Below are 26,292 nucleotides of genomic sequence, written 5' to 3'. Positions count from 1 at the left end.
AAGCTTATCGATTGCCAATCAGGAAAATGCCAAATACTGTAAAAATACCGCCAGAAATACCATCAATCCATTTTGAAAAATTACGATAAGCTGCTCTAAAACTCGGTAATGAAAAAATAAAAGTCACAAAGCAGAACCATAAAATTGTCTCGACCGTGACAATAATAAATAGTAGCCAGTGAACTTGATCAAGTTGAGGATTAGCTAAAAATAAAGAGAAAACACTACCAAAATAAATAACAGCTTTTGGATTTGATAAATTGGTTATCAAACCTTTAATAAAAAATAAGTAAGGTGCTTTTGGGAGCTCAACAGCAACACTGCCCTCTTGCTGATTTTTTGAAAAAGCCGAACGTAGCATCTGATAGCCCAACCAACATAGATATAAGCCACCAGCAATGAGCAATCCTTGCTTTAACCAAGCCATTTTTTCAAAGATAAGATTTAGCCCCATCAGTGCCAAGCACGCCCAAAACATAACACCCGCCGTTATACCAGCAACGACCAGCATAGCGTCTTTACGAGACCGGCTAATGGCAGTTTGAGATACAAGGAAAAAATCAGGCCCGGGAGTAATAAGTGCGCAAAAGTGAATAAAGGCTAAAGTAATCAGAGCTAATAGCATGTCTTTCTCCTGATTTAATTCATTGTTATTTATTTAGGGAAAATACATTAGCATTTTTTTACTAGACGATAAAATCTTTAAGTCATTTATAAATAGGTTCACTTTATTTAAGTTATAAAAAAGCCTCCGAAGAGGCTTAAATTATACGTATTAAACTAGAATATCCCGCTTACCATTAGGGCCCATTGAGCTCACAATGCCGTTCTCTTCCATTTGATCAATAATACGAGCAGCACGGTTATAACCAAGGCTAAATTTGCGCTGTAGCGAAGATGTAGACGCTTTTCGAGTTTCTAATACGAATGACACACATTGATCATAAAGTGCATCTCGGTCAGAACCACCCTCACCCTCTTCAAAGCCACGTGATGCAGGCTCTTCATCAAATGGAGTCAAGATTTCATCAATATAATCAGGCTCGCCACGCTCACGCCAAGCATCACAAATACGGTTTACTTCATCATCACTAATGAAAGCACCATGCACACGTTCCGGCTCAATCTTACCAGGGCCCAAGAACAGCATATCACCATGACCTAACAAGTCTTCTGCACCACCCGCATCCAAAATAGTACGTGAGTCAATTTTACTGTTTACACGCAGTGCTACGCGCGTTGGAATATTGGCTTTAATCAAACCGGTAATAACATCAACAGATGGGCGTTGAGTTGCAAGCAATAGGTGAATACCAGCAGCACGAGATTTTTGCGCCAAACGGGTAATCATTTCTTCTGCTTTTTTACCCACTTGCATAATCATGTCGGCGAACTCATCCGCAACAATGACAATAGATGGTAATGGCGTTAAACGAGGTGCACGTTCTTGTGTCGCAGAATCACTTGGTTTCCAAGTTGGATCAATTAAGTCTTCACCATTCGCAATCGCTTCTTCAACTTTACGGTTGTAGTCACTTAATTTACGAATTTTTAAAAACGACATAAGTTTATAACGACGTTCCATTTCATTCACACACCAGTTCAAAGCACTTACAGCATCTTTCATGTCAGTAACGACTGGAGTTAATAAATGTGGAATATCATTATAGTTTGCAAGTTCGAGCTGTTTTGGATCGATTAGAATTAAACGTAATTGATCAGGCGTATATTTAAGCAACATCGATAAAATCATCGAGTTGACCGCAACCGATTTACCAGAACCTGTCGTACCAGCAACCAACATATGTGGTGCTTTCGCTAAATCAGTGAGTACAGGATTACCTGAAATATCTTTACCCATCGCCATACTAATTAATGCACTTGGGTCGCGATATGTTGGTGTTTCCAATAACTCAATCAAACGTACCATTTCACGGGCACTGTTTGGCACTTCAATACCAATGTATGGTTTACCAGGAATAACTTCGACCACACGGACCGATGCCATCGACATTGAACGCGCCAAGTCACGTGAGATATTTGTGACCTTAGAAGCTTTAACACCGGGTGCCAAATCTAACTCAAAGCGAGTTACAACTGGCCCTGGTTGAGCCTCTACCACCTGAGCTTTTACGTTAAATTCTTGCAATTTAATTTCAAGCAATTCAGACAAACGTGAAAGTTGCTCTTCAGTAAAGTTGACTTTCTTATTTGGATCGACCTTATCGAGTAGGTCAAGGCCCGGTAAAGTTGGTAAATCCAAACGCTTCTTAGCAACTTGCATTGCACGAGACATTGGGCGACCTGATGCATCTGTTAACGGTGCATCAAAATCGAAATCGTCTTCATCAAAATCAGCATTTTCCTGCGGTTTTCCAGCAGTCTCCTGCCAAGCTTCAATAAACTCTTCTTTTGAAAGTTTGTCGGCCTGAATAGTCGTTTGGATAGGAGCTTTTACAAATGCTGAAGATTGCGCATAACTACTTGCTCTCACAGGTTCAGTTGGGGCAATGTCTTCATCTATTAATAAATCATCAAAATCTTCAAAGACTTGTTCGTTTGCTAAATTTTTAGGTGATTGATTTAAATTTGAAATATTTGAAGATGTTTCATTCGCAATATTAACAGATTGCGAAGTTGGTTCGGCTTCTACATGGTGATCTTGAACAAATGGTGTATGCACATCTGTTGCAGTTTTACTGTTTGGAACCGCGGCAAGCAACTCATCAAAAATCTCATCATCATTCCAATCAAGACCATGTAAGTCTTGTTTAGATGATGGTTGATTTTGATTTACTTGAGAAATTGTTTGCTGAAATTGCTCATGAGTAGGAACTTGTTCTATCTCTGTCGAATCATCAGCAGCTCTTAAAAGCGCATCAATTTCTTGCTTATGACTCGCATCATCACGCTGTAAAGCACGCCATACTTCGCCAGTCGCAACTAAACGTTGGCTATCTCGTTCAAGTTTATGGGCCTGTTCAAGCGTATGCTCAAAGTTCTGAGTATTTGCAACTGGTGTATCTGCAACAGGTTCAGGTCGGCTCTGCTCTTTCGCTAGCACATCTGCAAATAAGCGCTCAGCAACCGCATCATGTCGCGTTGTGGTAGATTGCGGTTGAGTTGATTCAGATTGAACTGATGCTTCTTTCTCATCTGAAGCATTCGCATTCGTCTCTGCATTATCAGCAACTTTAACCGCGGCTGCTTTGTTGGCAGGTTGAGTTGTTAAGTCATAATCCGATTCATTCGGAGATACGTTCTTATAAAATAAATCTTGTAAATAACTTGGTGTCGCTTTGAGCGTAACCCATGTTTTACTCCATTGCACCCCAAATGCAAGTGTAAACAAGACTACCCCGAAAACCAGCAAAAATAAGGTCGCACCGTAAATTGTTAACAATTGAGATAGGCTTTGACCTAACTCATAACCAATAATTCCCCCAGCTGCATTATCTAAAGTATCTGCCGGCACATTCCAATGTAAATAAAGTAAGCTAGATACAACTAGAATTAAGAAGAATTGTGCAGCATAACGAAATGGGCGGTTTAGGAAACTACGTGGCCACCAAACCTGAATTGCTTCAATGAAAAGGAAAATTGGAATAAGCAAACTTGCCCATCCTAAAAAACCAAACAGCAAATCTGCAATCCATGCGCCAGCAATACCACTTGCATTGGATACTTGCTGAGTATCACTGGAAATATGCATCCAGCCCGGGTCAAATGGTGTATATGTTACTGTTGCCAGAAACATATAAATACCAAAAGAAACCAAGAATAATGTCATCAATAAGCGCTGTGCATAAACACTTGACACCGCAGTCATATACTGTCCTGTAACCCATTTAATTATTGGTTTAGAGATGTGAAGAACTACATTTTAGATCTTCAACGAATGAACTTTATATTATGCACCTGTTCTTACAAAAAAGGTGCATGATTCTTTACAGTTGTTGTTAACATAAGGCACTTCTATATTGTTATATAACTTAATTCGATTGACCTGATCAATATTATCCACATTGATTTAACGCTATTGATCGGCAAATTCACGTATAATTTTCAAAATTCTCGAAATAAATAAGGATACCCTCAATGAGTGCTCGTCATTCTCGGTTAATTATTCTCGGTTCTGGCCCTGCGGGCTATAGTGCAGCAGTATATGCAGCGCGTGCAAACCTTAAACCTACTTTAATTGCAGGTTTACAACTAGGTGGGCAACTTACAACAACAACCGAAGTTGACAACTGGCCGGGCGATCCTGAAGGTTTAACAGGTCCTGCATTAATGGATCGTATGCAAGCACATGCTGAACGCTTTGGTACAGAACTCGTCTATGACCATATTAACGAAGTGGACTTAAATGTACGTCCTTTTGTTTTAAAAGGTGACATGGAAGAGTACACATGTGACGCTTTAATTATTGCAACTGGTGCTACAGCTCAATATCTTGGCCTAGAGTCTGAACAAAACTTTATGGGGCAAGGCGTAAGCGCATGTGCAACATGTGATGGTTTCTTCTACAAAAACCAAAAAGTAATGGTTGTTGGTGGTGGTAACACTGCTGTTGAAGAAGCACTTTATTTATCAAATATTGCTTCACATGTAACGTTAGTACACCGCCGTGATACTTTACGTTCTGAAAAGATTTTGCAAGATCATTTATTTGCCAAAGAAAAAGAAGGCAAAATCAGCATTATCTGGAACCACGAAGTTGAAGAAGTATTGGGTGACAATACTGGCGTAACCAGTGTTCGCCTTAAATCAACTCAAGATGATTCTAAGCAAGACGTAGAGGTTCATGGCCTGTTCGTAGCAATTGGTCACAAACCAAACACTGGAATTTTTGAAGGCCAGTTAAACCTACGTGATGGCTACATCCAAGTGCAAAGCGGTACCTCTGGTAATGCAACAGCGACTTCTGTAGCTGGTGTTTTTGCTGCTGGTGATGTCGCTGACAGCATTTATCGCCAAGCGATTACTTCTGCTGGGTCTGGCTGTATGGCGGCTCTAGATGCTGAAAAATATCTAGATAATCTTTAATTAATAGATTTCTAGAGTTTTAAAACAGCCGTTCTTATAACGGCTGTTTTTTTAGAATAATGACTAGCTGACATATATTAATTTTTATAGCATAACCTTAAAGCTCATCTTATTTTATTTTTATGAATACACTTCCACTTTCCCAATTCATTTTTCCTGATCCCATTGAAGCCGATCCAGATGGGCATGGTTTAATTTGTATCGGAGCGGACCTCTCCCCTTCTACCCTATATGAAGCATACACCCATGGTCTTTTTCCTTGGTTTAATGAAGATGAGCCTATTTGTTGGTGGAGCCCAGAACCTCGTTGCGTGATCTACCCTCAAAACTACAAGCCCAGCAAGTCATTACTGAGAAATATGAAAAAACATGACTATGCAATTACTGTTAATCATGCCTTTGAACAAGTTATTCGCTCTTGCTCTTTGCCAAGAAGTTATGCAGATGAAACATGGATTAGTGAAGATATTATTCAAGGCTACTGCGAGATGTTTAATGCTGGTTATGGTTACAGTATTGAAGTATGGCAACAAGAGGAGCTTGTAGGAGGTTTATACGGTGTTACGATTGGCAAAGGGTGTTTTGGTGAGTCAATGTTTAGCAACGAAACCGATGTTTCAAAAATGGCTTTTTATACATTAATGCTCATAGGACAAGAAAATCAGCTACCATGGATAGACTGCCAACTCGTAAACAGTCACTTAATTAGTCTGGGAGCTAGTACACTTTCTCGCCAAGACTACTTAAAATCGTTACAAGATGTAATTATTCACCCCTCTATCAATTGGAAAAAGTATCAAGAACGTGTATTTTCAAGTAAAACAATAGCATTAGATGCAAAATTAATGGAATGATAACAGGAGGGACCAATCATGAAATCATATCACCCGAAGTCCCTTTTAAATGATCTGCAGTATTATATTACTCCACCTCATGATTGCAGCTATCTAGAAAATAAATCAGCACGCATGGTGTTTTTAGATCCCATCCATCGAATTGATGTGGTCACTCTTTCAGAACTTTCTCGTTTAGGCTTTCGCCGTAGTGGCGACTTTGTTTATCGCCCTGAATGTCACTTATGTAGACAATGTTTGTCTTGTCGTGTCCCAGTGGCCGATTTCCAAATGAACAGCATGCAAAAAAAAGCATGGAAACGAAATCAAGATCTCACCATGACTGTTCTGCCTACGCGACAAGCAGCCCAAATTCATTATGATTTATACGAACGCTATATTAATGAACGCCATGCAGATGGTGATATGTTTCCGCCGAGCTTAGATCAGTTTGAAAAGTTTTTAGTACATAGCTGCACAGATAGTTTTTTTCTTGAGCTTTGGAAAGACAATCGGCTCATTAGCGTTTCTACTTGTGATTTAATGGATGATGGACTATCGGCTGTCTATACATTCTTTGATCCCGATGAGCATCGTAGATCACTTGGTGTTTACTCTATTCTTAACCAAATTGAATATGTGAAATCGCTCGGTTTAGAATATCTCTACTTAGGCTATTGGGTGCCTCATTCAGCCAAAATGAACTATAAATCGCAATATACACCTTTAGAACTTCTACTCGATGGACAATGGCGCCGTTTAAACAGGTCATTATCACCAGAGGAAATCCAACAGCTAGGTACGTCTCTTATGACCACGTTACCTTCTGAATGGAATAATTTAATCATTAAATAAAGATGCGAAATCATCTGTACAGGTTTTTACCATAATGACCGCATGTTCCCGTCCACCATCTTGGGTAGGATAATAATTGCGGCGCAGGTCAATTTGGTGAAAGCCTGTTTTTTCATATAAACCGATAGCAGCTTTATTACTTTCACGAACTTCTAAAAAGATTTGTACTGGCTGATTTTCTAATTTTTCAATTGATGCACTTAATAACTCATACCCTAAACCCTGCCCTTGCATTTTAGGATCAATTGCCATAAGCAACAAATTCGCTTCATCTAAAACAGGCTGTAAAATACAAAACCCAACGACTTTATCTTGTGACTCAATCACTGTACATTGATAAGAATTCAAAGATTCAATAAATTGCTGTCTTGACCACGGATGTGTCTGAACTGATTTTTCAATTTGAACGACAATATCCACATCAGTGTTTTGCATAGTACGAATCATGAGTTTCAACGCAATGAAGATTCTAAAGTAGTGCGTATTATAAAAACTTCCCACGAAAAAACGAGCAAAAAAAAGGACAATTGAATTGCCCTTTTTTAAAGTAATTTTAAAGACCTAATTTTTCACGCCAAGTTGCTAGCAATGCAGTAGTATCTGAATCATTTGGATGAAATTTTGGTCTTAAAAAATCAAGTAACTCTGGAATTTGACGAGTCATAAAACCTTTACGACCATACATGAACTTAAGCATGTACTTCGTATCTTTCCAAGTTAATTTATCATCAGTCTTAAGTAGCTTAGCTGTAAAATAAGACTGAGTCGCGAAGATTAATGCCATTGCAATAATCAAGGCTGTTGAACGCATAAAATAAGCTTTTGGACCTTGTCCATACATGCTTGTATACACATCAAATGCGACAGCTTTATGTTCATTTTCTTCAACTGCGTGCCACATCCACAAATGATACATGGTGTCATCTTGGAACATAGCTTGAATTTCAGGGTTTTGTAAAAGTTCAGCTGCAATGGTCGATGTGAAATGCTCTAGAGCACAGGTTCCAGTCAAATCAATCATTTCTTTGGTATAGCCAAAAGGTTTCATTAATTTGGTTACAACCGCTGTACCCATCTTAATGACTTTTCCTGTTTGCTTTTCCATATGGCGCACATCATAACCATAAGCCTGTGCTGAAGCATTAAATGCTAAATGCTCTTTGGAGTGCATCGCTTCTTGACCAATAAAAGCACTAATTTCTTTTTGAAGATCTGGATCAGCAAGCTTTGGATCATTTCGAACAGCACGCGTACTGTTTACAAAGAACTGCTCACCCTCTGGAAAAAGGGCCGATAATGCTGTCATAAAATGTGTTAATGCAGCATCATAATTTGCCCAATAGCGTGGGACCTGAGCAAATTCAAAATCCATACGACGCACGGGGAAACTAGCGCCAGCACGATTGGAAATATTTACCTTAGCATTCATCTCAGACTCCTTTTAAGTGAATAGCTAATTCACTTATAACTTTATTTATTTTCTTAATATTTATAATCATACGTTTTTCGATGTGCCAATTAAGTGCAGATGAGGACAGAGAAATATCAGATGAGGTCATTCGTAGATCCATAAAAGTGCAATATCCACCCCGCGATCTCTTTAAAATAGTTATAGAAAATAAAAAGGGCCACTATCGGCCCTTTATAAATTATGAATTAAAACTATAAACCTAATTTTGCTTTCCATGTTTTCAATAGCCCAACAGTATCTAGGTCATTTGGATGAAAGCCAGGTTTAAAGTAAGCTAACATTTCTTTAGCCATACCACTAATAATACCTTTAGATGGGCTATATCCGTATTTATAAATTACTGATAGTTCATCTAAATTCAACTTGTTATCTTGCTTTAATAAACGAAGCACAAAGGATGACTGGATCAAAAAGATTAAAGTCATAGCAAATACCAAAGAACTTGTACGTAACGCATAGGCTTTTAAACCTTTACCAAATACACCTTCGTACACGTCATAAGCTACGGCTTTATGCTCATTTTCTTCAATCGCATGCCAATACCACATTGTTGACATTGTCTCATCTGTCATAAGCTCTTGAATGTGCTTATTGACTAATAATTGCGAGGCAATAGTAGCGGTAAAATGCTCAAGAGCCGTTGTAGCAGTCAAGTCAACCATTTCTTTTGTCATACCGAAAGGTTTGACAATTTTTACAAAAGTTTTAATTGCTGTTTGAATTGCTGTATCAGTAAATTTCTCTAATGTTTCTACATCATGACCAAACTTTTGAGCAGAAGCGTTGAAGTTTACATGCTCTTGAGTATGCATTGCTTCTTGCCCAATGAAAGCACTAATCTCTTTTTGGAGTGCTTCATCATCTTTAATCGCTGGGTGATAACGTACTGCTCGTACACTATCTATAAAGAATTTCTCACCAGCCGGAAACAATGCTGACAATGCAGTCATAAAGTGTGTGAGTCCAGCAGAACCATTCATCCAATATTCTGGTACATCATTAAAGTCAAAATTCATACGACGCACTGGAAAGCTTGCACCTGCACGATTCGTAATATTCACTTTAGCATTCATACCCAAAGCTCCTTAGTAAGTAACCCTAGTTACTCAAACTTTATTGTTCGTTTTCTTGATTCTTATCATACAAAGTTAATAAAAAGGATTAAGGGGAAATAAGGACATTGAAATATCAGTTAAGGCCAGCCTTTATAATGATTGTTAGACAATTAAATATAAAAAAAGCGCTCTAAAAAGAGCGCTTTTTTTCACTGAAAGTGATTATGCAGTTACTTTTGCAACAACACCAGCACCTACAGTACGACCACCTTCACGGATCGCAAAACGTAGACCTGGGTCCATCGCGATTGGGTGGATTAATTCTACTGACATTTCAACGTTGTCGCCTGGCATAACCATTTCAACGCCGTCTTGTAATTGGATTGCACCAGTTACGTCAGTTGTACGGAAGTAGAACTGTGGACGGTAACCATTTAAGAATGGAGTGTGACGACCACCTTCTTCTTTAGAAAGTACGTATACTTCTGCGTCGAATTTAGTATGCGGCTTGATTGTACCTGGTTTAGCAAGTACTTGACCACGTTGCACGTCTTCACGCTTAGTACCACGAAGTAAGATACCACAGTTCTCACCTGCACGGCCTTCGTCAAGAAGTTTACGGAACATTTCTACGCCAGTTACAGTTGTTTTAACTGTATCTTTAATACCAACGATCTCTACTTCTTCACCAACTTTAACGATACCAGCTTCTACACGGCCTGTTACTACAGTACCACGACCAGAAATTGAGAATACGTCTTCGATTGGCATTAAGAATGCTTTGTCGATAGCACGTTCTGGTTCTGGGATGTAAGAGTCAAGCGCTTCAACAAGAGCAAGAACTGAAGACTCACCATATTGACCAGCATCGCCTTCCAACGCTTTAAGCGCAGAACCACGGATAACTGGAGTGTCATCACCTGGGAAGTCATAAGTAGAAAGAAGTTCACGAACTTCCATTTCTACTAATTCAAGTAATTCTTCATCATCAACAAGGTCACACTTGTTCAAGAATACGATGATGTAAGGTACACCAACCTGACGAGAAAGAAGGATGTGTTCACGAGTTTGTGGCATTGGACCGTCAGTCGCAGCACACACAAGGATCGCGCCGTCCATCTGAGCAGCACCAGTAATCATGTTTTTAACGTAATCGGCGTGGCCCGGGCAGTCAACGTGCGCGTAGTGACGAATTGGAGAATCGTATTCTACGTGTGAAGTATTAATTGTAATACCACGTGCTTTTTCTTCAGGTGCTGAGTCGATTTGTGAGTAATCTTTCGCTTCACCGCCGTAAGTTTTTGCACAAATTGTTGCAATCGCAGCAGTTAAAGTTGTTTTACCATGGTCAACGTGACCGATTGTGCCCACGTTTACGTGTGGCTTATTACGTTCAAACTTGGCTTTAGCCATGATGATCTTCCTTTATAAACTACTCATGGAGGGTCACCCCATGAGCACTTGGTTTTTAACTAAGAAATTAGTTTGGGCTTATAGTAATCGAAAGATTACTCGTCGTCACCTTTTTTACCGCCAGCTTGGAATTTAGCGATGATGCCTTCAGCCACGTTACGTGGAGTTTCAGCATATTTAGCAAATTCCATAGAGTAAGTCGCACGACCTTGAGACATAGAACGCATTTGAGTCGCGTAACCAAACATCTCAGCAAGAGGAACTTCTGCACGAATTGCTTTTGTTCCACCAGGAAGATCGTCCATACCTTGAACCATACCACGACGACGGTTTAAGTCACCCATGATATCGCCCATGTAGTCTTCTGGAGTTTCTACTTCAACTTTCATGATAGGTTCAAGAAGGATAGGATCCGCTTTCATGAAACCATCACGGAAGGCATAAGAACCTGCCATTTTGAACGATAATTCGTCAGAGTCGACGTCATGGTAAGAACCGTCGAATAATGTCGCTTTAATACCAACAACAGGGTAACCAGCCAATACACCATTCTTCATACGTTCTTGAATACCTTTGTCAACCGCGCCAAAGAATTCTTTAGGTACTACACCACCAACAACTTCTTCAACGAATTGGTATTCTTTACCAGCTTCTTCAACATCAAGCGGTTCAAGACGTACATATACGTGACCAAACTTACCTTTACCACCAGTTTGACGTACGAACTTACCTTCTTGTTCAACAGACTTTTTGATCGTTTCACGGTAAGCAACCATTGGTTTACCAATGTTAGCTTCAACACCGAATTCACGCTTCATACGGTCAACAATGATGTCAAGGTGAAGTTCACCCATACCAGCAATAATTGTCTGACCAGATTCTTCGTCTGTACGAACACGGAACGATGGATCTTCTTTAGCCAAACGACCTAAAGCGATAGACATTTTTTCTTGGTCTGCTTTAGTTTTTGGTTCAACAGCCAATGAAATTACTGGCTCTGGGAATTCCATACGCTCAAGAGTAATGATGTTTTTCTCATCACATAATGTATCACCAGTTGTAACGTCTTTAAGACCTACACACGCTGCGATATCACCTGCACGGATTTCATCAAGATCTTGACGTTCGTTCGCATGCATTTGCACGATACGACCGATACGTTCACGCTTAGCTTTAACTGGGTTATAAACCGGATCACCTTGTTTAAGAACACCAGAGTAAACACGTACGAATGTTAAGTTACCTACGAATTTGTCGTTCATGATTTTGAACGCAAGCGCAGAGAACGGAGCTTCGTCAGATGCTTCACGAGACGCTTTAGTTTCGTCTTTGTCGTCAAGGATACCTTCGATCGCTTTAACTTCTGTAGGTGATGGTAAGAATTCAATTACAGCATCCAACATACGTTGAACACCTTTGTTCTTGAACGCAGAACCACAAAGCATTACTTGAATTTCAGAAGCTAATGTACGAGCACGTAAACCAGCGATGATGTCTTCTTTAGAAAGATCACCTTCTTCTAGGTACTTGTCCATTAATTCTTCAGAAGCTTCAGCCGCAGCTTCAACCATTTTTGTACGCCATTCGTTAGACGTATCAACTAGGTCAGCTGGGATATCAGCATATTCAAACTTCATACCTTGAGATGCTTCATCCCAGATAATCGCTTTCATTTCGATAAGGTCAACAACACCCTGGAATGTATCTTCAGCACCAATTGGCACAACGATAGGAACAGGATTACCACCTAAACGAGTTTTAACTTGCTCAACAGCACGGAAGAAGTTTGCACCAGTACGGTCCATCTTGTTCACGAATGCTAAACGAGGCACTTTATATTTGTTCGCTTGACGCCATACAGTTTCAGACTGAGGTTGTACACCACCTACAGCACAGTAAACCATGCACGCACCGTCAAGAACACGCATAGAACGTTCAACTTCGATTGTGAAGTCTACGTGTCCCGGGGTGTCAATTACGTTGATACGGTGTTGTTCGAATTGGTTACCCATACCAGACCAGAAACAAGTCGTAGCAGCAGAGGTAATTGTAATACCACGCTCTTGCTCTTGTTCCATCCAGTCCATTGTTGCTGCACCGTCGTGTACTTCACCAATTTTGTGAGATACACCTGTGTAGAACAAAATACGTTCAGTTGTAGTTGTTTTACCTGCGTCAATGTGCGCAGAAATACCGATGTTACGGTAACGAGTAATTGGGGTTTGGCGAGCCATGATGTCTACATTCCTAAATGTTATATTTAAAACAGGACGCACCAATTAAATTGATGCGCGCGAATATCCAAACAGGCAACTTAAATACCTGCAAAGCCCCCACTTTGATAGAGAGCAATGTTGAATCGAGCTGCTGTACGCATGAATATTCTCCTGAATAAGGCCTGTTTTATCCGCTTAGAAACGGTAGTGAGAGAAGGCTTTGTTAGCTTCAGCCATACGGTGCACATCTTCACGTTTTTTGATTGCTGCACCTTTACCTTCAGCTGCATCAAGCAACTCACCAGCAAGACGTAAAGCCATCGTTTTTTCAGAACGCTTAGCAGCAGCATCTACTAACCAACGCATAGCTAAGGCAGTACGACGGGATGGGCGTACTTCCATAGGTACTTGATAAGTAGCACCACCAACACGGCGTGCTTTTACTTCAACCATAGGACGAACTTTTTCAAGAGTAGTCTCGAAAAATTCAACTGGGTCTACTTTGTTTTTTTCTTGAACGCGTTCTAAAGCACCGTAAACGATACTTTCTGCAATAGATTTTTTACCATCTTGCATTACGTGGTTCATGAATTTAGCGATTGTTTGGCTGCTAAATTTTGGATCTGGAAGGATCTCACGAGCAGCGACTACGCGACGTCTTGGCATTTTAATACACCTAATAATATGACACTTCAGGATGATCCAGCAGTTTGTACAAGTGTCATGTACACGACGCTGGCCTTACTATACGTCGCTTGAATTACAAATCTATGAAGAATTCAAACAAGCGAAACGCTAAAGGGCTTATTCGACTAGTTTCCTAGAATTACTTCTTAGGACGCTTAGTACCGTATTTAGAACGTGATTGATTACGATCTTTAACACCAGCACAGTCTAATGAACCACGAACGGTATGGTAACGTACACCCGGTAAGTCTTTAACACGACCACCACGGATAAGAACAACACTGTGCTCTTGTAAGTTATGGCCTTCACCACCGATGTAGCTAGATACTTCAAAACCTGAAGTTAAGCGAACACGGCAAACCTTACGCATAGCTGAGTTAGGTTTTTTAGGTGTAGTTGTATAAACACGTGTACAAACACCACGACGTTGTGGACAAGCCTTCAACGCAGGAACTTTGGATTTTTCAACCAAAGTCGTACGACCCTTACGGATCAACTGATTCGTTGTTGCCATATGGCAATTCTCCCGTTATTAAAAAACCTTAAAAAGAAAATACCTCTTTTTAAGGGCACATAATTGTAAGCCAAGATGCAAAAATGGTCAACACGGCAATACTTACCAAATGTTGACCATATCAATGTTTGACAGCACGATTTACAAATTTAAATAGAGGTTATTTCTACTTTTTAAACCTTCACTTTGTAAGCGTATTGTTAAGAGTATTTTTTATCTTCTAATATCTCGTCATCATCCTCCGGAGTTAGAGCAGGCTTTTGTTCAGTATGCTCATGTTCTGTCACATGTTTGTCAGCAAGTTTTTCTAAGCCCTTATGAACATTTTCCTGAACTTTCTCTTCACTTTTTTCGCTTTCTGTAGGTTTTAACACAATAGATACTTTCGAGATTACCTCGTGATTTTCTACTTTATGATGATGAGCAGCATGAATATTGCCATCTTCGCCTACATTTAAAAGTCTTGGGCTTGCTTTTTGAATGAGTGTAACCGCAGCATAATAAGCCTGTAGTGGAGATAAATGCTCACTTGGATGTTCGTTTAAATAATGTCTTGCAGCTCCAAAAATTGCCTGAGCTTTATGTCCTACATCTTCTTGTAATTTCCAGCTATATACTGCACTTAAAACAGCGCCTGCAACTGGAGTAAACTTACCAAAAGCTGAAAGTTTAGGAATACGATTTAACCATTCCCATTTAAACTCCCCTTCTTCATCTGTTAACCAGTTCTTTAAAGTATCTATATCTGTGGTTGAACCTAATACTTGCTGAAATTGATGAATATCTTGAGTTTCCAACATATTTCGCAATGTTTTTAAAGCCAACAAGAGAGTTTGTTTCTCTGCAATCAGGCTAATGTCAACTTCTTTAAAAATAAACTCAACAACATCTTGGTCTGCTACCTCCAGCAGATCAAAGCCATGTGACCTTCCTGTCTGGTAAATAGTTCTTAAGACCAAAACCAATGATACTGGAATATCTACAGCTGCACCAACGACGCCTGATACACCTGTAATTGCACCTTGTACAGTCGCAATGAGCTTGTTTTGTTCTATAAGCGCCTGACTTAGACGTTGAGAACGACCTGTATCTTTAGTTAATTCAAATAAATCTTTAGCACCCGCTTCTTCTAGGATTTTTTCAGTTAAGGTACTTTTTGAACTAAAGTCATTTAACCAATTAAATAAATGGCCTGAGATTTTTTCATCCCAATCTGGCGAAAGAAATGTAGCAACACCATTTACTTTTTTAAAATGTCGACCAAATACCTGACGTGTGACTTTTGGTAAATGTTCTCTTAGCATTTGTTGAGGACTTTCATATTGCTCAACCTCAAATGGGCTTTTTGTTCTCGATCTACCTTCAACAGTTTTTCCAGTTGGGATTGGTTCAATTACCTTACTGACGTCACCTGATTGGTTCTGTTGCAAGATACTCAATCCTGTAGAACTGAGCTTTTTAGCCACTCCGAAGACCTGAGAAAACAAATTGTCAGATTGATTATTATTAAATTTTGTCATCAAGTACCTCGATTTTTTAATTTATCTAATTAGAGATAAATACTAGGTGGAATGTGGATTTATCTCAACTTGAATGTGTGTATTTTAGTTAACCCCAAATGCAACATACTATGTATTTGGTTATTTTTTTTAAATGTAAAATTGTCATAAAGATTTGCCATAAGAAATAAAAATCCTTTCTGCTATCATGTTAACAACGAAAAACATGAGTCCCGTTTTCTTACAGCTATATTCTCCTGTTCATTTTCATAGCTGTTGAACACGATAGACTCTTAAATATCACCATAAAGGGACCTGTAGATGAAACGTGTTGTAATCACTGGTATGGGTATTAACTCATGTATCGGTAACTCTTTAGAAGCAGTTACTCATTCACTTCAAAATGGAATCTCCGGGACACGTTTTAACCCAACTTATGCTGAACTCAATTTTAAAAGTCATGTCAGCGCTGCTGCAGAACAAGACTTTGATAATATCGACCGTAAATTAAAACGCTTCATGGGCGTATGTGCGATGTATGCATACAACGCTGCTGTAGCTGCAGTTGAACATGCAGGCCTTACTCCTGAACAACTTGCTGGTAATCCACGTTATGGTATTGCAGGTGGTTCAGGTGGTGGCTCAACTGCTTCTGTTGTTGAAATGACAGAATTATTAGAGACTAAAGGCGCACGTAAAGTGGGTCCATTCTTTGTACCACGTAACATGTCAAACACCATTACTGCAAACGTAGGTGTTGCATTTAAGCTACAAGGTATTTCACATACTATTACAAGTGCTTGCGCAACTTCTGCAGATGCAATTGGTTATGCGTACAACTTAATTCAACTTGGCAAACAAGACCTTATGCTTGCTGGTGGCGGTGAAGAAGATCACTGGTCTCAAAGTTTATTGTTTGATGCAATGGGCGCACTTTGCTCGAAATATAACGACACTCCAGAAACAGCATCTCGCCCATATTCAGCAGACCGTGACGGCTTCGTTATTGCTGGCGGTGGTGGTTTCGTAGTACTTGAATCACTTGAGCACGCGCAAGCACGTGGTGCGAACATTTTAGCTGAAGTAGTAGGTTATGCTGCGAACAGTGATGGCGCGGACATGGTTGCTCCAAGTGGTGAAGGTGCTACACGTTGTGTATTAATGGCACTTGAAGAAGCTAAGCAACATGGCGTAGAGAAAATTGACTATGTAAATACACATGGTACTTCTACTCCAGCGGGTGACATTACAGAACTTAAAGCAATGGAACGTGCATTTGGTGAAGGTAACGTACCTCCTCTTAGCTCAACCAAATCTATGACAGGTCATAGCTTGGGTGCGGCTGGTGTACAAGAAGCTATTTACTCTGTGCTAATGATGCAAAATGACTTTATTGCACCAAATATCAACGTGACTGAACTTGATGAAGGCGCAAAACCTTTTGATATCGTACTTGAAAAACGTGATGCAAAATTGAATACTGTAATGAGTAACAGTTTTGGCTTTGGCGGTGTTAACGCTTGCCTTATTTTCAAGAAGTGGGATGCATAATCCCACCTAGGATTATCGATGGATGCACCTTCTGATGCTTTTTTGTGGGTAAAAGCATTACATATTATTGCCGTGGTTTGCTGGTTCGCTGCTTTGTTCTACTTACCACGTCTATATGTTTATCATGCTATGAGTGAAGATGCTGCAAGTCATCAACGCTTTGAGGTAATGGAACGCAAGTTGTATCGTGGAATCATGTGGCCTTCGATGATTGCTACATTAATTACCGCCCATTTCCTTGTAGAGTGGGGTGATGCAACTCGACATTACCATCAAGCGACTTGGTTTTACCTCAAAGTTGGATTAGTGGCTTTATTAGTGATTTATCATTTGGTATGTGGCTATTATCGTAAAAAGCTCATCGGAAATGCTCACTATAAATCACATAAGTTCTGGCGCTTTTTTAATGAAATGCCAACCTTAATTTTATTTGCTGTTGTGATTTTAGTTGTTGTAAAGCCTCAGTTCTAACTGGGGCTTTTGCTTTTCTTCTCTAAGAAGTCTTATATTCACAATAATAAAAACATAAAATTCATTTAAATATTTATAAAAACAGAACTATAAAACTAATGAATAGTCATAGCTCTTTATTTAGCAACACATGATCTATACTATGCTAAACAAATAGATGAACTCATTTAATGGCAAAGCTATGCTAACTTTTAATGCCCTTAAACGCTTAATCCATACACCATTTATTCTTCTTATACTTTTTATTTTCCGTCACTTAAAAAACTATCCGATTAGACATTTGACTGCTCAAGAAAAAATATTAGCGCAAATGGTTTTCGGTGACATGCTTGATTGCGAACGGCCTAAAATTATTGCTACGCGCTACCTCCCTTGGCAGAGTTGCGGTATTTTCATGGCCCCAAATGGGAATATTTATGTCAATACTGCTGATTACAGTGAAAATTACGCTTTAGAATCTAAGTTTATGCAAGGTATTTTTATTCACGAACTCACACACGTCATGCAATATCAAAAAGGCATTCATGTACTCTTTAAAGGTGCTTTATTACAATCAGCCTATTACCTCAGCTTTAAAAGTTACAATCCCTACAAATATACCTACCACCCTGACAAGGCATTTAGTACGTATAATATTGAACAGCAAGGCGAAATTGCGCGCGATATTTGCTCTGGAAAAATCCCAAATATTATCTGTTCACCTCAACTTCATTTGTAACTAAATAATCAATCTCGCTTTGAACGTAACATTTTTTGCGTAATGTAAATGAGAATTCTTATAAATCAGAAATACTTATCTAAACTATAAAATTGCGCTTATTCAATTCAAATTATTGAAAAAAATAGAACAGACTTATTCCAAATTAGCTTGTGATAAGGCAGTATACAAACAATAAAAATAATGAAGCCTGTTTCTATTCTATACAGAAAATCTCGTTATTTTTACGCAGAAAATATGGGATTGGTATATATTATTGATCTTGACATTTTTGTTTACTATTTTAATTGTTTACTATCGTATCATACACATCGTTGAAAAATTATATTCATAAAAATCAACACTGTGTGTATCTATATTCGTTATGATCTAGGATTAGGTTTGAATGAAAAGTTTTAAAGTTGCCCTTGCTCAGTTTTCTCCGCATATTGGCAATATTGACTCAAACACCCAAAAGATGATTGAGCAAGTAAATCAGGCGAAAAAACAAGACGCTGACCTGATTATTTTTCCCGAGCTTTCTGTTATTGGTTATCCAGCTGAAGATCTATTGTTACGTCCAAATTTAAATAAACGTATGCAAAAGGCTTTTGCACAACTTGCCGAAGTTAAAGATATTGTTATGGTTTTCGGATTTGTGAACCAGACAGAAGATGGTCAACGTTACAATTCTGCTGCTGTCATGAAAGACGGTCAAGTTTTGGGTGTTTTTAATAAACATAATTTACCAAACTATGGCGTCTTTGATGAAAAACGTTATTTCCAAAAAGGCCATCAGCATTTGGTGTTTGAATATCTTGGGCATAAGTTTGGTGTATTAATTTGTGAAGATATCTGGTCAATTAATACGGTCAAACAGTTGAGCCAATTAAATGTTGATACTGCTCTTGTACTCAACTCATCACCATATGAAGTCGGCAAACCACAACACCGTATACAGACCTTAAGTGAACTTGCAAAACAACTTCATCTAAATATTGTTTACGTTAACCAAGTGGGCGGACAAGACGATTTAATTTTTGATGGTACAAGTTTTGTCAGCAATCAAAATGGTGAAATTGCTTTACAAGCAGCAAGCTTTAAAGAAGACATTTATATTGCTGAATTTGACCGTGATACAAAGTTATATAAAGTCACTGAATCTGCTCCTGCATTAGAAACATTTGCAGAAATCTATCAAGGTTTAGTCATGGCAACTCGTGACTATGTAGAGCGCTCGGGCTTCCCAGGTGTGATTCTGGGTCTTTCTGGTGGTATCGACTCTGCCCTTACACTTGCGATTGCTGTGGATGCAATCGGTGCAGAAAAAGTGCAAGCTGTAATGATGCCTTATACTTACACTTCTCAAATTAGTGTAGAAGATGCGGCTGAACAAGCTCGCCGTATGGGTGTGACTTTCGGTATTGCTGAAATTCACTCAATCGTAAATAGCTTCATGCAAACCCTGTATCCTTTCTTTGGTAATTCACCAGCTGATGCAACTGAAGAAAATTTACAAGCGCGTGCTCGTGGCACATTGCTTATGGGCTTATCAAACAAGTTTGGTAATTTAGTCCTTGCTACAGGGAATAAATCTGAACTTTCAGTTGGCTACTGTACGCTTTATGGCGATATGGTTGGTGGCTTTGCTGTTCTAAAAGATGTTTATAAAACTATCGTGTTTGAATTAGCAAAATACCGTAACAGCTTAAGCGAAACTCCTGTGATTCCTGAGCGTGTGATTACCCGCCCACCTTCAGCAGAACTTCGCCCAGATCAAAAAGACCAAGACTCTTTACCAGCATATGATGTGTTAGATGCCATCCTTTACGCATACATTGAAGAAGATTTAGGTCAGGCCGATATTATTGCCAAAGGTTTTGATAAAGAAGTTGTTGAAAAAGTCATCCGTTTAGTTGATCGTAATGAATACAAACGTCGTCAAGGTGCGATTGGCCCGAGAATTACCTCTCGTGCATTTAGTCGCGAACGACGTTATCCGATTGTCAACGGTTGGACAGCGAATGACTGAGCAGAAAAACTCATCAAAAACTACAGCACTTGCTCAAGCACTTTTGCTTGAGCAAGTGGAATTTTTCAAAAAACAATTATCTATAGAAAACTCACCTATCTATTTCCAGCAGTTCATTCAGTTGTTTATGCAACATGCTGACGAAATCAAGCTACATGAGGTTGTTGATTTAGAGCAACTACAAGCCGTTGTGAAACGCTATGCTTTTGAAATGCAGCTAGGTGCTGGTTTACTTGAGTTTATTGGGGAAATCGCGCAGCGTATTTATTTATCTGCTATGAAGTCTCCAATTCAGTTACAAGACTTGGTCTCTGACCACCAATTTGAAATGTGGCTTTCTAAATTTTTAGAAATGGAACATATTCCTCATTATCTCAATCAGTTTTTAAGAACTAGCCCTTCTGTACAACAGCTTTGCCAATATATTGCAACCTCGACTCTAGAACAAAAATTACCAAAACTTCTAACTGCCTCTAGAGTGGATGACTATCATTTTGAATGGCAACATAAACTCAAAAAATTTTCCTTTTTGCAGCAGCAACGTCTTGAGCATAAACTTGAAACCTGGATTGCCAGTTTTATTCACGAGCAACTTACAGAATTAAGTCTTTTATCGAGTGAAGATTTAGAAAGTCTAGTGCGTCATGTTTGGGAAGATATCAGACATAAAAAAATGTATGAGTTTATGAAACAACTCACTCCTCTCGATGTTGAAGAGTTCTTTGTTTTAATTTACGAATACTGGAAAGAATTACGTCAATCAGAATTTATGCAAGATCTGATTTTGTATGGTGTCGAAGTTTTTTATGACTTTTATAAAGATCAGAGTTTATTTGAAGTATTAAGTGAGATTGGATTAACCGAAAACGACTTACAAACAGAAGCTTTACGTTTTTATCCGAAGGTTATGGATGCCTTTAATGAGCACGGTATTTTAGAACCTTTACTTCAAGCGCTTTTAGCTCCCTTTTATCAAAGCTCAAAAACACTCGATATGATTGAAAAACATTTTAATGAGTAAAAAATAGATAAAAAGAAACCACGCAGGAGCGTGGTTTTTAAAATGGTGGCTATGACGAGACTTGAACTTGTGACCCCCGCATTATGAGTGCGGTGCTCTAACCAACTGAGCTACATAGCCGTAAACTGTGTGCGCATTATCTATAGTTCTGTATAGCAGGTCAATAGGTAAAAACCCTTAATGCCCATCAATTGAACAAATAAGATTCAGATCATCATTATTTGTTCTTTTTTTAGCATTTTTTTGCTTTAAATAATTGATCGGCCACAGAAATATATTAAAGATCTAATATTAGTTTTTTACCTTTAGCTCTCGACACACAAATCATCATGCTCTTCTGTGAAGCCTTTTCTGCATCACTTAAGTATTGATCAAAGTGATCTGCTTCGCCTTCTAAAATAGCAGTTTCACATGTACCGCATACGCCTTCGCGACATAAGCATTCCACATCAATATTTAATGTTTCAATAGCTTGTAAAATCGTCTGATTACTTTGTACTTCAATTTCCTGATTAGACTTGGCTAGTACAACCGTAAATGCTTCCCCATCTTCAGGAACTGCTGAAGCGAATTGTTCCCAGTGAATGTACTCATCGCGGTAACGGTGCTTATTACAGCAATCAATCACAGCATCAATCATGGGTTTCGGCCCACAAACATACACATGTGTGCCTTTAGGTTGTGATGAAATCAATTCATCCAGCTTTAATGAGCAACCTTCTGAGTCAACATAATTAAACATATGTTCTGCATGTTTCTGTGTTAGCTCATCAAGTAAAGCTGCGTGTTCAGTTGAACGGTAAGCATAGTGCAGCTCATACTCTGCTCCGCGTGCTGCAAGCTCGTCCATTTGAGGCAAGAATGGTGTAATACCAATTCCACCTGCAATTAAAATATGTTTATTGCCTGTTTCAGCTAATGGAAATAAATTTTTTGGTTCTGAAATCTGAATTTCACAGCCTTCATCACACTGATCATGCATAAACACTGAACCACCCTTACCTTCCACATCTTTACGAACACAGACTTGGTAAGTTGATAAATCTTGCGTACAGCTCATCAATGAATATGCATTTGAAAGCTGTTCATTCATTTTGACAATAATATGGCTTCCCCCACTAAATCGAGGAAAGTTCTGCCCATCTTGACGTTTGAACGTAAACCGTTTGATTAAAGGGGTTAGCTGTTCCACACGAGTAACAACCGCTGGGAACATTTCATAATGACTCGCCATATTAGAATCCTTCTTTTACCGCATATTTTTGTTGTTAGCGCTTATCCTTAAAGCCCTAAACACATGTATTTAATGGTCATGAATTCTTCAAGACCATATTTTGAGCCTTCACGCCCAACACCTGATTGTTTCACACCACCAAATGGTACAACTTCATTTGAAATTGCTGTGGCATTCATACCGACCATTCCATATTCAAGCTGTTCTGACACTCGCCATAAACGTGAAATATTTTCGCTATAAACATACGCAGCCAAACCGAAGATCGTGTCATTTGCTTGAGAAACGACGTCTGCTTCATCTGTAAAGCGAATAAGCGGCGCAACTGGACCAAAAATTTCTTCTTGGACAATTTCCATTGTACGGTCAACGTTCGTTAGAACTGACGGCTCATAAAAGGTTTGCCCTAAAACATGCTGTTTACCACCGCAAGCAATTTTAGCGCCTTTGCTCACTGCATCATCAATCAACTGCTGTGCTTTCAAAACTGCTTTTTCATTAATTAATGGACCAATTTGCACACCATCTTCAAGTCCATTACCGACTTTAAACTTTTGTACTTCTTGTACAAACTTCTCGGCAAAAGCTTGATAAATATTGTCGTGTACATAAATGCGGTTAGCACAAACACAGGTCTGGCCTGCATTACGGAACTTGGCAAAAATCGCGCCTTGTACAGCTTTATCTAAATCGGCATCGTCAAACACAATCAGAGGCGCATTACCACCTAACTCAAGCGCCAATTTTTTAATGGTGCTTGAACACTGCTGCATCAGTAGGCGTCCTACTGGAGTTGAGCCAGTAAACGTCAATTTCTTCACTTTTTCATGCGAAGTAAATACAGAACCAATTTCTTGAGATTTACCGGTAACAACATTAATTACACCAGCTGGAATACCTGCTTTTTCGGCAAGTTTCGCAATCGCTAAAGCACAGTAAGGTGTTTCATTTGCTGGCTTAATCACTATCGTACATCCAGCTGCTAAAGCTGGTGCTGCTTTACGCGTAATCATAGCAATTGGGAAATTCCACGGCGTAATAGCAGCCACAACCCCCACAGGTTCTTTACTAATAATAAAGCGCTGCTGGTTATTTACGGTTGGAATCACATCACCATAAATACGCTTGCCTTCTTCGGCAAACCATTGAATAAAGGATGCAGCATAACGCACTTCACCTTTTGCTTCTGCCAAAGGCTTTCCTTGTTCAATAGTCATAATGAGAGCAAGTTCATCGGTATGATCGAGAACCAGTTTGTACCAAGCCAATAAAATATCTGCACGGTTTTGGGCAGTTAAAGCTTTCCAGCTTTGCAAAGCCGTATAAGCAGCCTCAACTGCTTGAGTCGCCTCAGCCGCTCCCATATTTGGAATTGTGCCAATTTCTTCGCCTGTTGCAGGGTTAGTTACCGGAACCGCCGCATTCGACTGTGCAGCTAACCATTGTCCGTTAATATAGGCTTGTTGCTGAAATAATTCAGTACTTTGTAAACTCGACATATCATCTTCCTAATTGAAGAGTCAGGTGTAAGTCATCTTTACACCTGAATAAATCCATTTGTTTTATTTGTGATGCTGCGCCACTAAATGTTGGAAGTAAGCAATACCATGTTCACTAATTCCTGAACGTTGCTTATCAGTCATAATACGGCCTTGGCCTCGATAACCACGTGATTTCAAACCACGTTGTACACTTTCTACCAAGTTCAAATCTTCAGGACGGAATACATTGCGATACCACTCAATCAAATCTTTCTGATCTTGAGTGAGCTCTTCGTTCGTGAAGTAAATATCGTAATGCTGCAAAGTCGTTTCTGCATCTACTGGAAACTCATAGATCACCGTCATGAAATTGCTGCCCGGTGGTACGTTGAACATCGTGCAAGGCCAAGTCCAGAAACCATGAAACTCAGGATCTGTTACTGATGGATCAAGCTTGAATGACTTCTCAGATGAACGAGCAAAACCGTACTGTAATGTCCAGTTCTGATGTGTGGTATGCCAATATTTATCAACTTGTACCGAATCGGCAAAACCTGGATGTGCAGGCCCACAGTGGTAACATTCTAGATAATTATCGACAATTACTTTCCAGTTTGCTGGCGTTTCTGTCACGAAACGTGCTGCCAGTTTCAAATCTTTAATTACGCTACATGCTTGATTTAAACGCTCAGCAAATTCCGGAAGCTGGTCTTCTACGCATGTCGCACTTTCATCCATATTAATGAAAACAAATCCTGCATATTCCTCAACTTTTAAAGGCACCATGCTTGAGTTTTCTTTATCGAAAGATTCAACATGATCACAATTACGTGCCAAAGCTAAGCTACCATCTAGCTTAAAAGTCCAAGCATGATATGGGCAGGTAATTACATTTTTTGCTTTACCACTGCCACTTAAAAGTTCGTGACCACGGTGCGGACATACATTATAAAACGCCCGTAAAACACTATCTTTACCACGAATGATGACAATATTTTCACCAATTACTTTACGGGTAATATAGTCATTCGGTTGTGCCAATTCACTGCCATGTGCAACACAAATCCAGCTTTTAGCAAAGATTGCTTCTTTCTCATGCTCAAATACTTGCGATGAAGTATAGAAAACTTTAGGGAAAGTCCATGCAACATCTGGGTTTGCGCAAAAATCTTCAGGTAATTTTTCAACTGCACTCATGTTATTACTCCATTAAATTCTTTTCGTCCAAATGACTCGATATTAAATTGATGTCTTTTCGACACTGCCAAACATGCGACGTATCGCACTCAGCATGTTTTGATATAACTGTTGAACTTCAGGGCAATCACGCATGAGACGTAAACTGCCATGTAATAAACCTTTGCCTAAATGGAACTCGTTAGGGATACCTGCTTGTTCCAATTTTTGGGTAAGGAAATAACCGTCATCACTTAAAGGGTCATACTCTGCAACGGCTACAAAACTCATAGGCATATCTGAAAAATCATTTACCAATAAAGGTGCTAGACGTAAATCCTGCCAATCTTGTGAATTCGGTGCATATTCCTTTAAATAAAAATGCATATCTTCCGTTGTAAGTAACGGCGCATGGGCATGCTTTTGTGCGGCTGGTGTATCAAGTGCTGTAGTTAAACACGGATAAACCAAAGCCAGACCTTGAGCTTGTAAACCACTATGCTGTAGATGCACTGCAAGAGCTACTGCTAAGTTACCGCCTGCGCTATCGCCTGCTAGAACGATATTTCCGCTATCAATCTGCCAATCAGAACCATACTCTTTAAGCCATTGATAAACTGCTAAACAATCTTCAAAAGCTGCTGGAAAGCGATGCTCTGGTGCCATGCGGTAATCCACACTAATGACAACTGCATTTAAGTCCTGACATAAATAACTGGTAATAAACTCATGTGAATCGAGGCCACCCACCATCCAACCGCCACCATGTAAATACAATACACATGGCCAACCAGCTTCAGGTCGTTTAGTTTTTGGTGAATAGATGCGAACAGGTACTGAATGCTCTGCATTTGCAACAACTCTATCTTCGACTTCAATCTTGCCATCACGAGGCAAAGTATAGTGTCGACACATTGCGTCATATGCTGCACGAACTGAGTCAATATCTGCATCTGCTGGTGAATAAATGCTGCTCCAGTACACAAGACTTTGCATTTCTTCACTTAAGGCATAAGTGGTCTGTTCACATGTAGTCATTA

General features: G+C 39.3%; 22 protein-coding genes and 1 tRNA gene. 8 read left to right on the top strand and 15 right to left on the bottom strand.

Features of this window, described 5'->3' with window-relative positions:
• Positions 1 to 4: 4 nt before the first annotated feature.
• Together rhtC and RMA94_RS08630 are read right to left on the bottom strand one after the other, a co-directional pair.
• A complete protein-coding gene (gene rhtC, locus RMA94_RS08635; protein ID WP_199984778.1) occupies positions 5 to 625 on the bottom strand; it encodes a threonine export protein RhtC in 621 nt (206 codons plus the stop codon).
• A gap of 150 nt (positions 626 to 775) precedes the next feature.
• On the bottom strand, positions 776 to 3,829 hold the full coding sequence (locus RMA94_RS08630; RefSeq protein WP_311082553.1) for a DNA translocase FtsK 4TM domain-containing protein: 3,054 nt from the start codon (positions 3,827 to 3,829) through the stop codon (positions 776 to 778).
• 269 nt (positions 3,830 to 4,098) lie between these two features.
• Between RMA94_RS08630 and trxB the strand changes: the two genes are divergently transcribed.
• From trxB to RMA94_RS08615, 3 genes are all read left to right on the top strand, one after another.
• Positions 4,099 to 5,046, top strand: coding sequence for a thioredoxin-disulfide reductase (trxB, locus tag RMA94_RS08625; RefSeq protein WP_311082551.1), 948 nt, complete (start codon positions 4,099 to 4,101; stop codon positions 5,044 to 5,046).
• 122 nt (positions 5,047 to 5,168) lie between these two features.
• Positions 5,169 to 5,900, top strand: coding sequence for a leucyl/phenylalanyl-tRNA--protein transferase (gene aat, locus RMA94_RS08620; RefSeq protein WP_005070905.1), 732 nt, complete (start codon positions 5,169 to 5,171; stop codon positions 5,898 to 5,900).
• An 18-nt stretch (positions 5,901 to 5,918) separates the two neighbouring features.
• The gene (locus RMA94_RS08615) at positions 5,919 to 6,734 is read left to right on the top strand and encodes an arginyltransferase (protein WP_004703325.1); all 816 of its coding nucleotides are present in this window, start codon (positions 5,919 to 5,921) and stop codon (positions 6,732 to 6,734) included.
• On the opposite strand, the gene rimI is transcribed toward RMA94_RS08615, so the two are convergent.
• The 8 genes from rimI to RMA94_RS08575 form a co-directional block, all read right to left on the bottom strand.
• Positions 6,720 to 7,181 carry a ribosomal protein S18-alanine N-acetyltransferase gene (rimI, locus tag RMA94_RS08610; RefSeq protein ID WP_014205970.1) on the bottom strand — a complete coding sequence of 154 codons (462 nt, stop codon included), beginning with the start codon at positions 7,179 to 7,181 and terminating at the stop codon, positions 6,720 to 6,722. The genes RMA94_RS08615 and rimI overlap by 15 nt on opposite strands.
• Positions 7,182 to 7,287: 106 nt before the next feature.
• Entirely contained in the window at positions 7,288 to 8,163 is an 876-nt protein-coding gene (locus tag RMA94_RS08605) for a metal-dependent hydrolase (protein ID WP_002121736.1), read from the bottom strand.
• 233 nt (positions 8,164 to 8,396) lie between these two features.
• Positions 8,397 to 9,278: a metal-dependent hydrolase gene (locus RMA94_RS08600; protein ID WP_078220282.1), complete on the bottom strand. Its 882-nt coding sequence runs from the start codon at positions 9,276 to 9,278 to the stop codon at positions 8,397 to 8,399.
• A 204-nt stretch (positions 9,279 to 9,482) separates the two neighbouring features.
• Positions 9,483 to 10,673 (bottom strand): elongation factor Tu, encoded by a 1,191-nt coding sequence (gene tuf / locus RMA94_RS08595; RefSeq protein ID WP_005065785.1) that lies wholly within the window; start codon positions 10,671 to 10,673, stop codon positions 9,483 to 9,485.
• A gap of 95 nt (positions 10,674 to 10,768) precedes the next feature.
• Positions 10,769 to 12,907, bottom strand: coding sequence for an elongation factor G (fusA, locus tag RMA94_RS08590; protein WP_002120436.1), 2,139 nt, complete (start codon positions 12,905 to 12,907; stop codon positions 10,769 to 10,771).
• A 177-nt stretch (positions 12,908 to 13,084) separates the two neighbouring features.
• The gene (gene rpsG / locus RMA94_RS08585) at positions 13,085 to 13,555 is read right to left on the bottom strand and encodes a 30S ribosomal protein S7 (RefSeq protein WP_001138055.1); all 471 of its coding nucleotides are present in this window, start codon (positions 13,553 to 13,555) and stop codon (positions 13,085 to 13,087) included.
• A 160-nt stretch (positions 13,556 to 13,715) separates the two neighbouring features.
• A complete protein-coding gene (gene rpsL / locus RMA94_RS08580; RefSeq protein ID WP_002050319.1) occupies positions 13,716 to 14,090 on the bottom strand; it encodes a 30S ribosomal protein S12 in 375 nt (124 codons plus the stop codon).
• A gap of 200 nt (positions 14,091 to 14,290) precedes the next feature.
• Positions 14,291 to 15,610: an EcsC family protein gene (locus RMA94_RS08575; RefSeq protein WP_002120376.1), complete on the bottom strand. Its 1,320-nt coding sequence runs from the start codon at positions 15,608 to 15,610 to the stop codon at positions 14,291 to 14,293.
• 300 nt (positions 15,611 to 15,910) lie between these two features.
• Between RMA94_RS08575 and RMA94_RS08570 the strand changes: the two genes are divergently transcribed.
• The 5 genes from RMA94_RS08570 (at position 15,911) to RMA94_RS08550 (ending at position 21,361) form a co-directional block, all read left to right on the top strand.
• A complete protein-coding gene (locus RMA94_RS08570) occupies positions 15,911 to 17,140 on the top strand; it encodes a beta-ketoacyl synthase N-terminal-like domain-containing protein (protein WP_014205967.1) in 1,230 nt (409 codons plus the stop codon).
• 18 nt (positions 17,141 to 17,158) lie between these two features.
• Entirely contained in the window at positions 17,159 to 17,611 is a 453-nt protein-coding gene (gene hemJ / locus RMA94_RS08565; RefSeq protein WP_002120291.1) for a protoporphyrinogen oxidase HemJ, read from the top strand.
• Positions 17,612 to 17,768: 157 nt separating this feature from the next.
• Complete coding sequence (locus RMA94_RS08560; protein WP_311082547.1) at positions 17,769 to 18,329, top strand: hypothetical protein; 561 nt, start codon at positions 17,769 to 17,771, stop codon at positions 18,327 to 18,329.
• Positions 18,330 to 18,714: 385 nt separating this feature from the next.
• Positions 18,715 to 20,340, top strand: coding sequence for an NAD+ synthase (locus tag RMA94_RS08555; RefSeq protein ID WP_311082545.1), 1,626 nt, complete (start codon positions 18,715 to 18,717; stop codon positions 20,338 to 20,340).
• Entirely contained in the window at positions 20,333 to 21,361 is a 1,029-nt protein-coding gene (locus RMA94_RS08550; protein ID WP_311082543.1) for a hypothetical protein, read from the top strand. The genes RMA94_RS08555 and RMA94_RS08550 overlap by 8 nt, the downstream gene beginning before the upstream one ends.
• 43 nt (positions 21,362 to 21,404) lie before the next feature.
• Here RMA94_RS08550 and RMA94_RS08545 read toward each other — a convergent pair.
• From RMA94_RS08545 to RMA94_RS08525, 5 genes are all read right to left on the bottom strand, one after another.
• A tRNA-Met gene (locus RMA94_RS08545) sits at positions 21,405 to 21,481 on the bottom strand.
• Positions 21,482 to 21,638: 157 nt separating this feature from the next.
• Complete coding sequence (gene cntB / locus RMA94_RS08540; RefSeq protein WP_311082541.1) at positions 21,639 to 22,595, bottom strand: carnitine monooxygenase, reductase subunit CntB; 957 nt, start codon at positions 22,593 to 22,595, stop codon at positions 21,639 to 21,641.
• Positions 22,596 to 22,642: 47 nt separating this feature from the next.
• A complete protein-coding gene (locus RMA94_RS08535; RefSeq protein ID WP_311082539.1) occupies positions 22,643 to 24,094 on the bottom strand; it encodes an NAD-dependent succinate-semialdehyde dehydrogenase in 1,452 nt (483 codons plus the stop codon).
• 63 nt (positions 24,095 to 24,157) lie between these two features.
• Positions 24,158 to 25,273, bottom strand: a complete 1,116-nt coding sequence (cntA, locus tag RMA94_RS08530; RefSeq protein WP_033848324.1) for a carnitine monooxygenase subunit alpha — start codon at positions 25,271 to 25,273, stop codon at positions 24,158 to 24,160.
• Between the two features lie 42 nt (positions 25,274 to 25,315).
• Positions 25,316 to 26,290, bottom strand: coding sequence for an alpha/beta hydrolase (locus RMA94_RS08525; protein ID WP_311082538.1), 975 nt, complete (start codon positions 26,288 to 26,290; stop codon positions 25,316 to 25,318).
• Between the last annotated feature and the right edge of the window lie 2 nt (positions 26,291 to 26,292).

The organism is Acinetobacter sp. V115_6 (assembly GCF_031799025.1).
GTDB lineage: Bacteria > Pseudomonadota > Gammaproteobacteria > Pseudomonadales > Moraxellaceae > Acinetobacter > Acinetobacter pittii.
Note: the sequence above shows the minus strand (reverse complement) of the source record. Positions and strands in the feature narration are given on the sequence as shown.

Coding starts and splice junctions, on each gene's coding strand:
- rhtC (WP_199984778.1), bottom strand. CDS start 625: ATGCTATTAGCTCTGATTACTTTAGCCTTTATTCACTTTTGCGCACTT.
- RMA94_RS08630 (WP_311082553.1), bottom strand. CDS start 3,829: ATGACTGCGGTGTCAAGTGTTTATGCACAGCGCTTATTGATGACATTA.
- trxB (WP_311082551.1), top strand. CDS start 4,099: ATGAGTGCTCGTCATTCTCGGTTAATTATTCTCGGTTCTGGCCCTGCG.
- aat (WP_005070905.1), top strand. CDS start 5,169: ATGAATACACTTCCACTTTCCCAATTCATTTTTCCTGATCCCATTGAA.
- RMA94_RS08615 (WP_004703325.1), top strand. CDS start 5,919: ATGAAATCATATCACCCGAAGTCCCTTTTAAATGATCTGCAGTATTAT.
- rimI (WP_014205970.1), bottom strand. CDS start 7,181: ATGATTCGTACTATGCAAAACACTGATGTGGATATTGTCGTTCAAATT.
- RMA94_RS08605 (WP_002121736.1), bottom strand. CDS start 8,163: ATGAATGCTAAGGTAAATATTTCCAATCGTGCTGGCGCTAGTTTCCCC.
- RMA94_RS08600 (WP_078220282.1), bottom strand. CDS start 9,278: ATGAATGCTAAAGTGAATATTACGAATCGTGCAGGTGCAAGCTTTCCA.
- tuf (WP_005065785.1), bottom strand. CDS start 10,673: ATGGCTAAAGCCAAGTTTGAACGTAATAAGCCACACGTAAACGTGGGC.
- fusA (WP_002120436.1), bottom strand. CDS start 12,907: ATGGCTCGCCAAACCCCAATTACTCGTTACCGTAACATCGGTATTTCT.
- rpsG (WP_001138055.1), bottom strand. CDS start 13,555: ATGCCAAGACGTCGCGTAGTCGCTGCTCGTGAGATCCTTCCAGATCCA.
- rpsL (WP_002050319.1), bottom strand. CDS start 14,090: ATGGCAACAACGAATCAGTTGATCCGTAAGGGTCGTACGACTTTGGTT.
- RMA94_RS08575 (WP_002120376.1), bottom strand. CDS start 15,610: ATGACAAAATTTAATAATAATCAATCTGACAATTTGTTTTCTCAGGTC.
- RMA94_RS08570 (WP_014205967.1), top strand. CDS start 15,911: ATGAAACGTGTTGTAATCACTGGTATGGGTATTAACTCATGTATCGGT.
- hemJ (WP_002120291.1), top strand. CDS start 17,159: ATGGATGCACCTTCTGATGCTTTTTTGTGGGTAAAAGCATTACATATT.
- RMA94_RS08560 (WP_311082547.1), top strand. CDS start 17,769: ATGAACTCATTTAATGGCAAAGCTATGCTAACTTTTAATGCCCTTAAA.
- RMA94_RS08555 (WP_311082545.1), top strand. CDS start 18,715: ATGAAAAGTTTTAAAGTTGCCCTTGCTCAGTTTTCTCCGCATATTGGC.
- RMA94_RS08550 (WP_311082543.1), top strand. CDS start 20,333: ATGACTGAGCAGAAAAACTCATCAAAAACTACAGCACTTGCTCAAGCA.
- cntB (WP_311082541.1), bottom strand. CDS start 22,595: ATGGCGAGTCATTATGAAATGTTCCCAGCGGTTGTTACTCGTGTGGAA.
- RMA94_RS08535 (WP_311082539.1), bottom strand. CDS start 24,094: ATGTCGAGTTTACAAAGTACTGAATTATTTCAGCAACAAGCCTATATT.
- cntA (WP_033848324.1), bottom strand. CDS start 25,273: ATGAGTGCAGTTGAAAAATTACCTGAAGATTTTTGCGCAAACCCAGAT.
- RMA94_RS08525 (WP_311082538.1), bottom strand. CDS start 26,290: ATGACTACATGTGAACAGACCACTTATGCCTTAAGTGAAGAAATGCAA.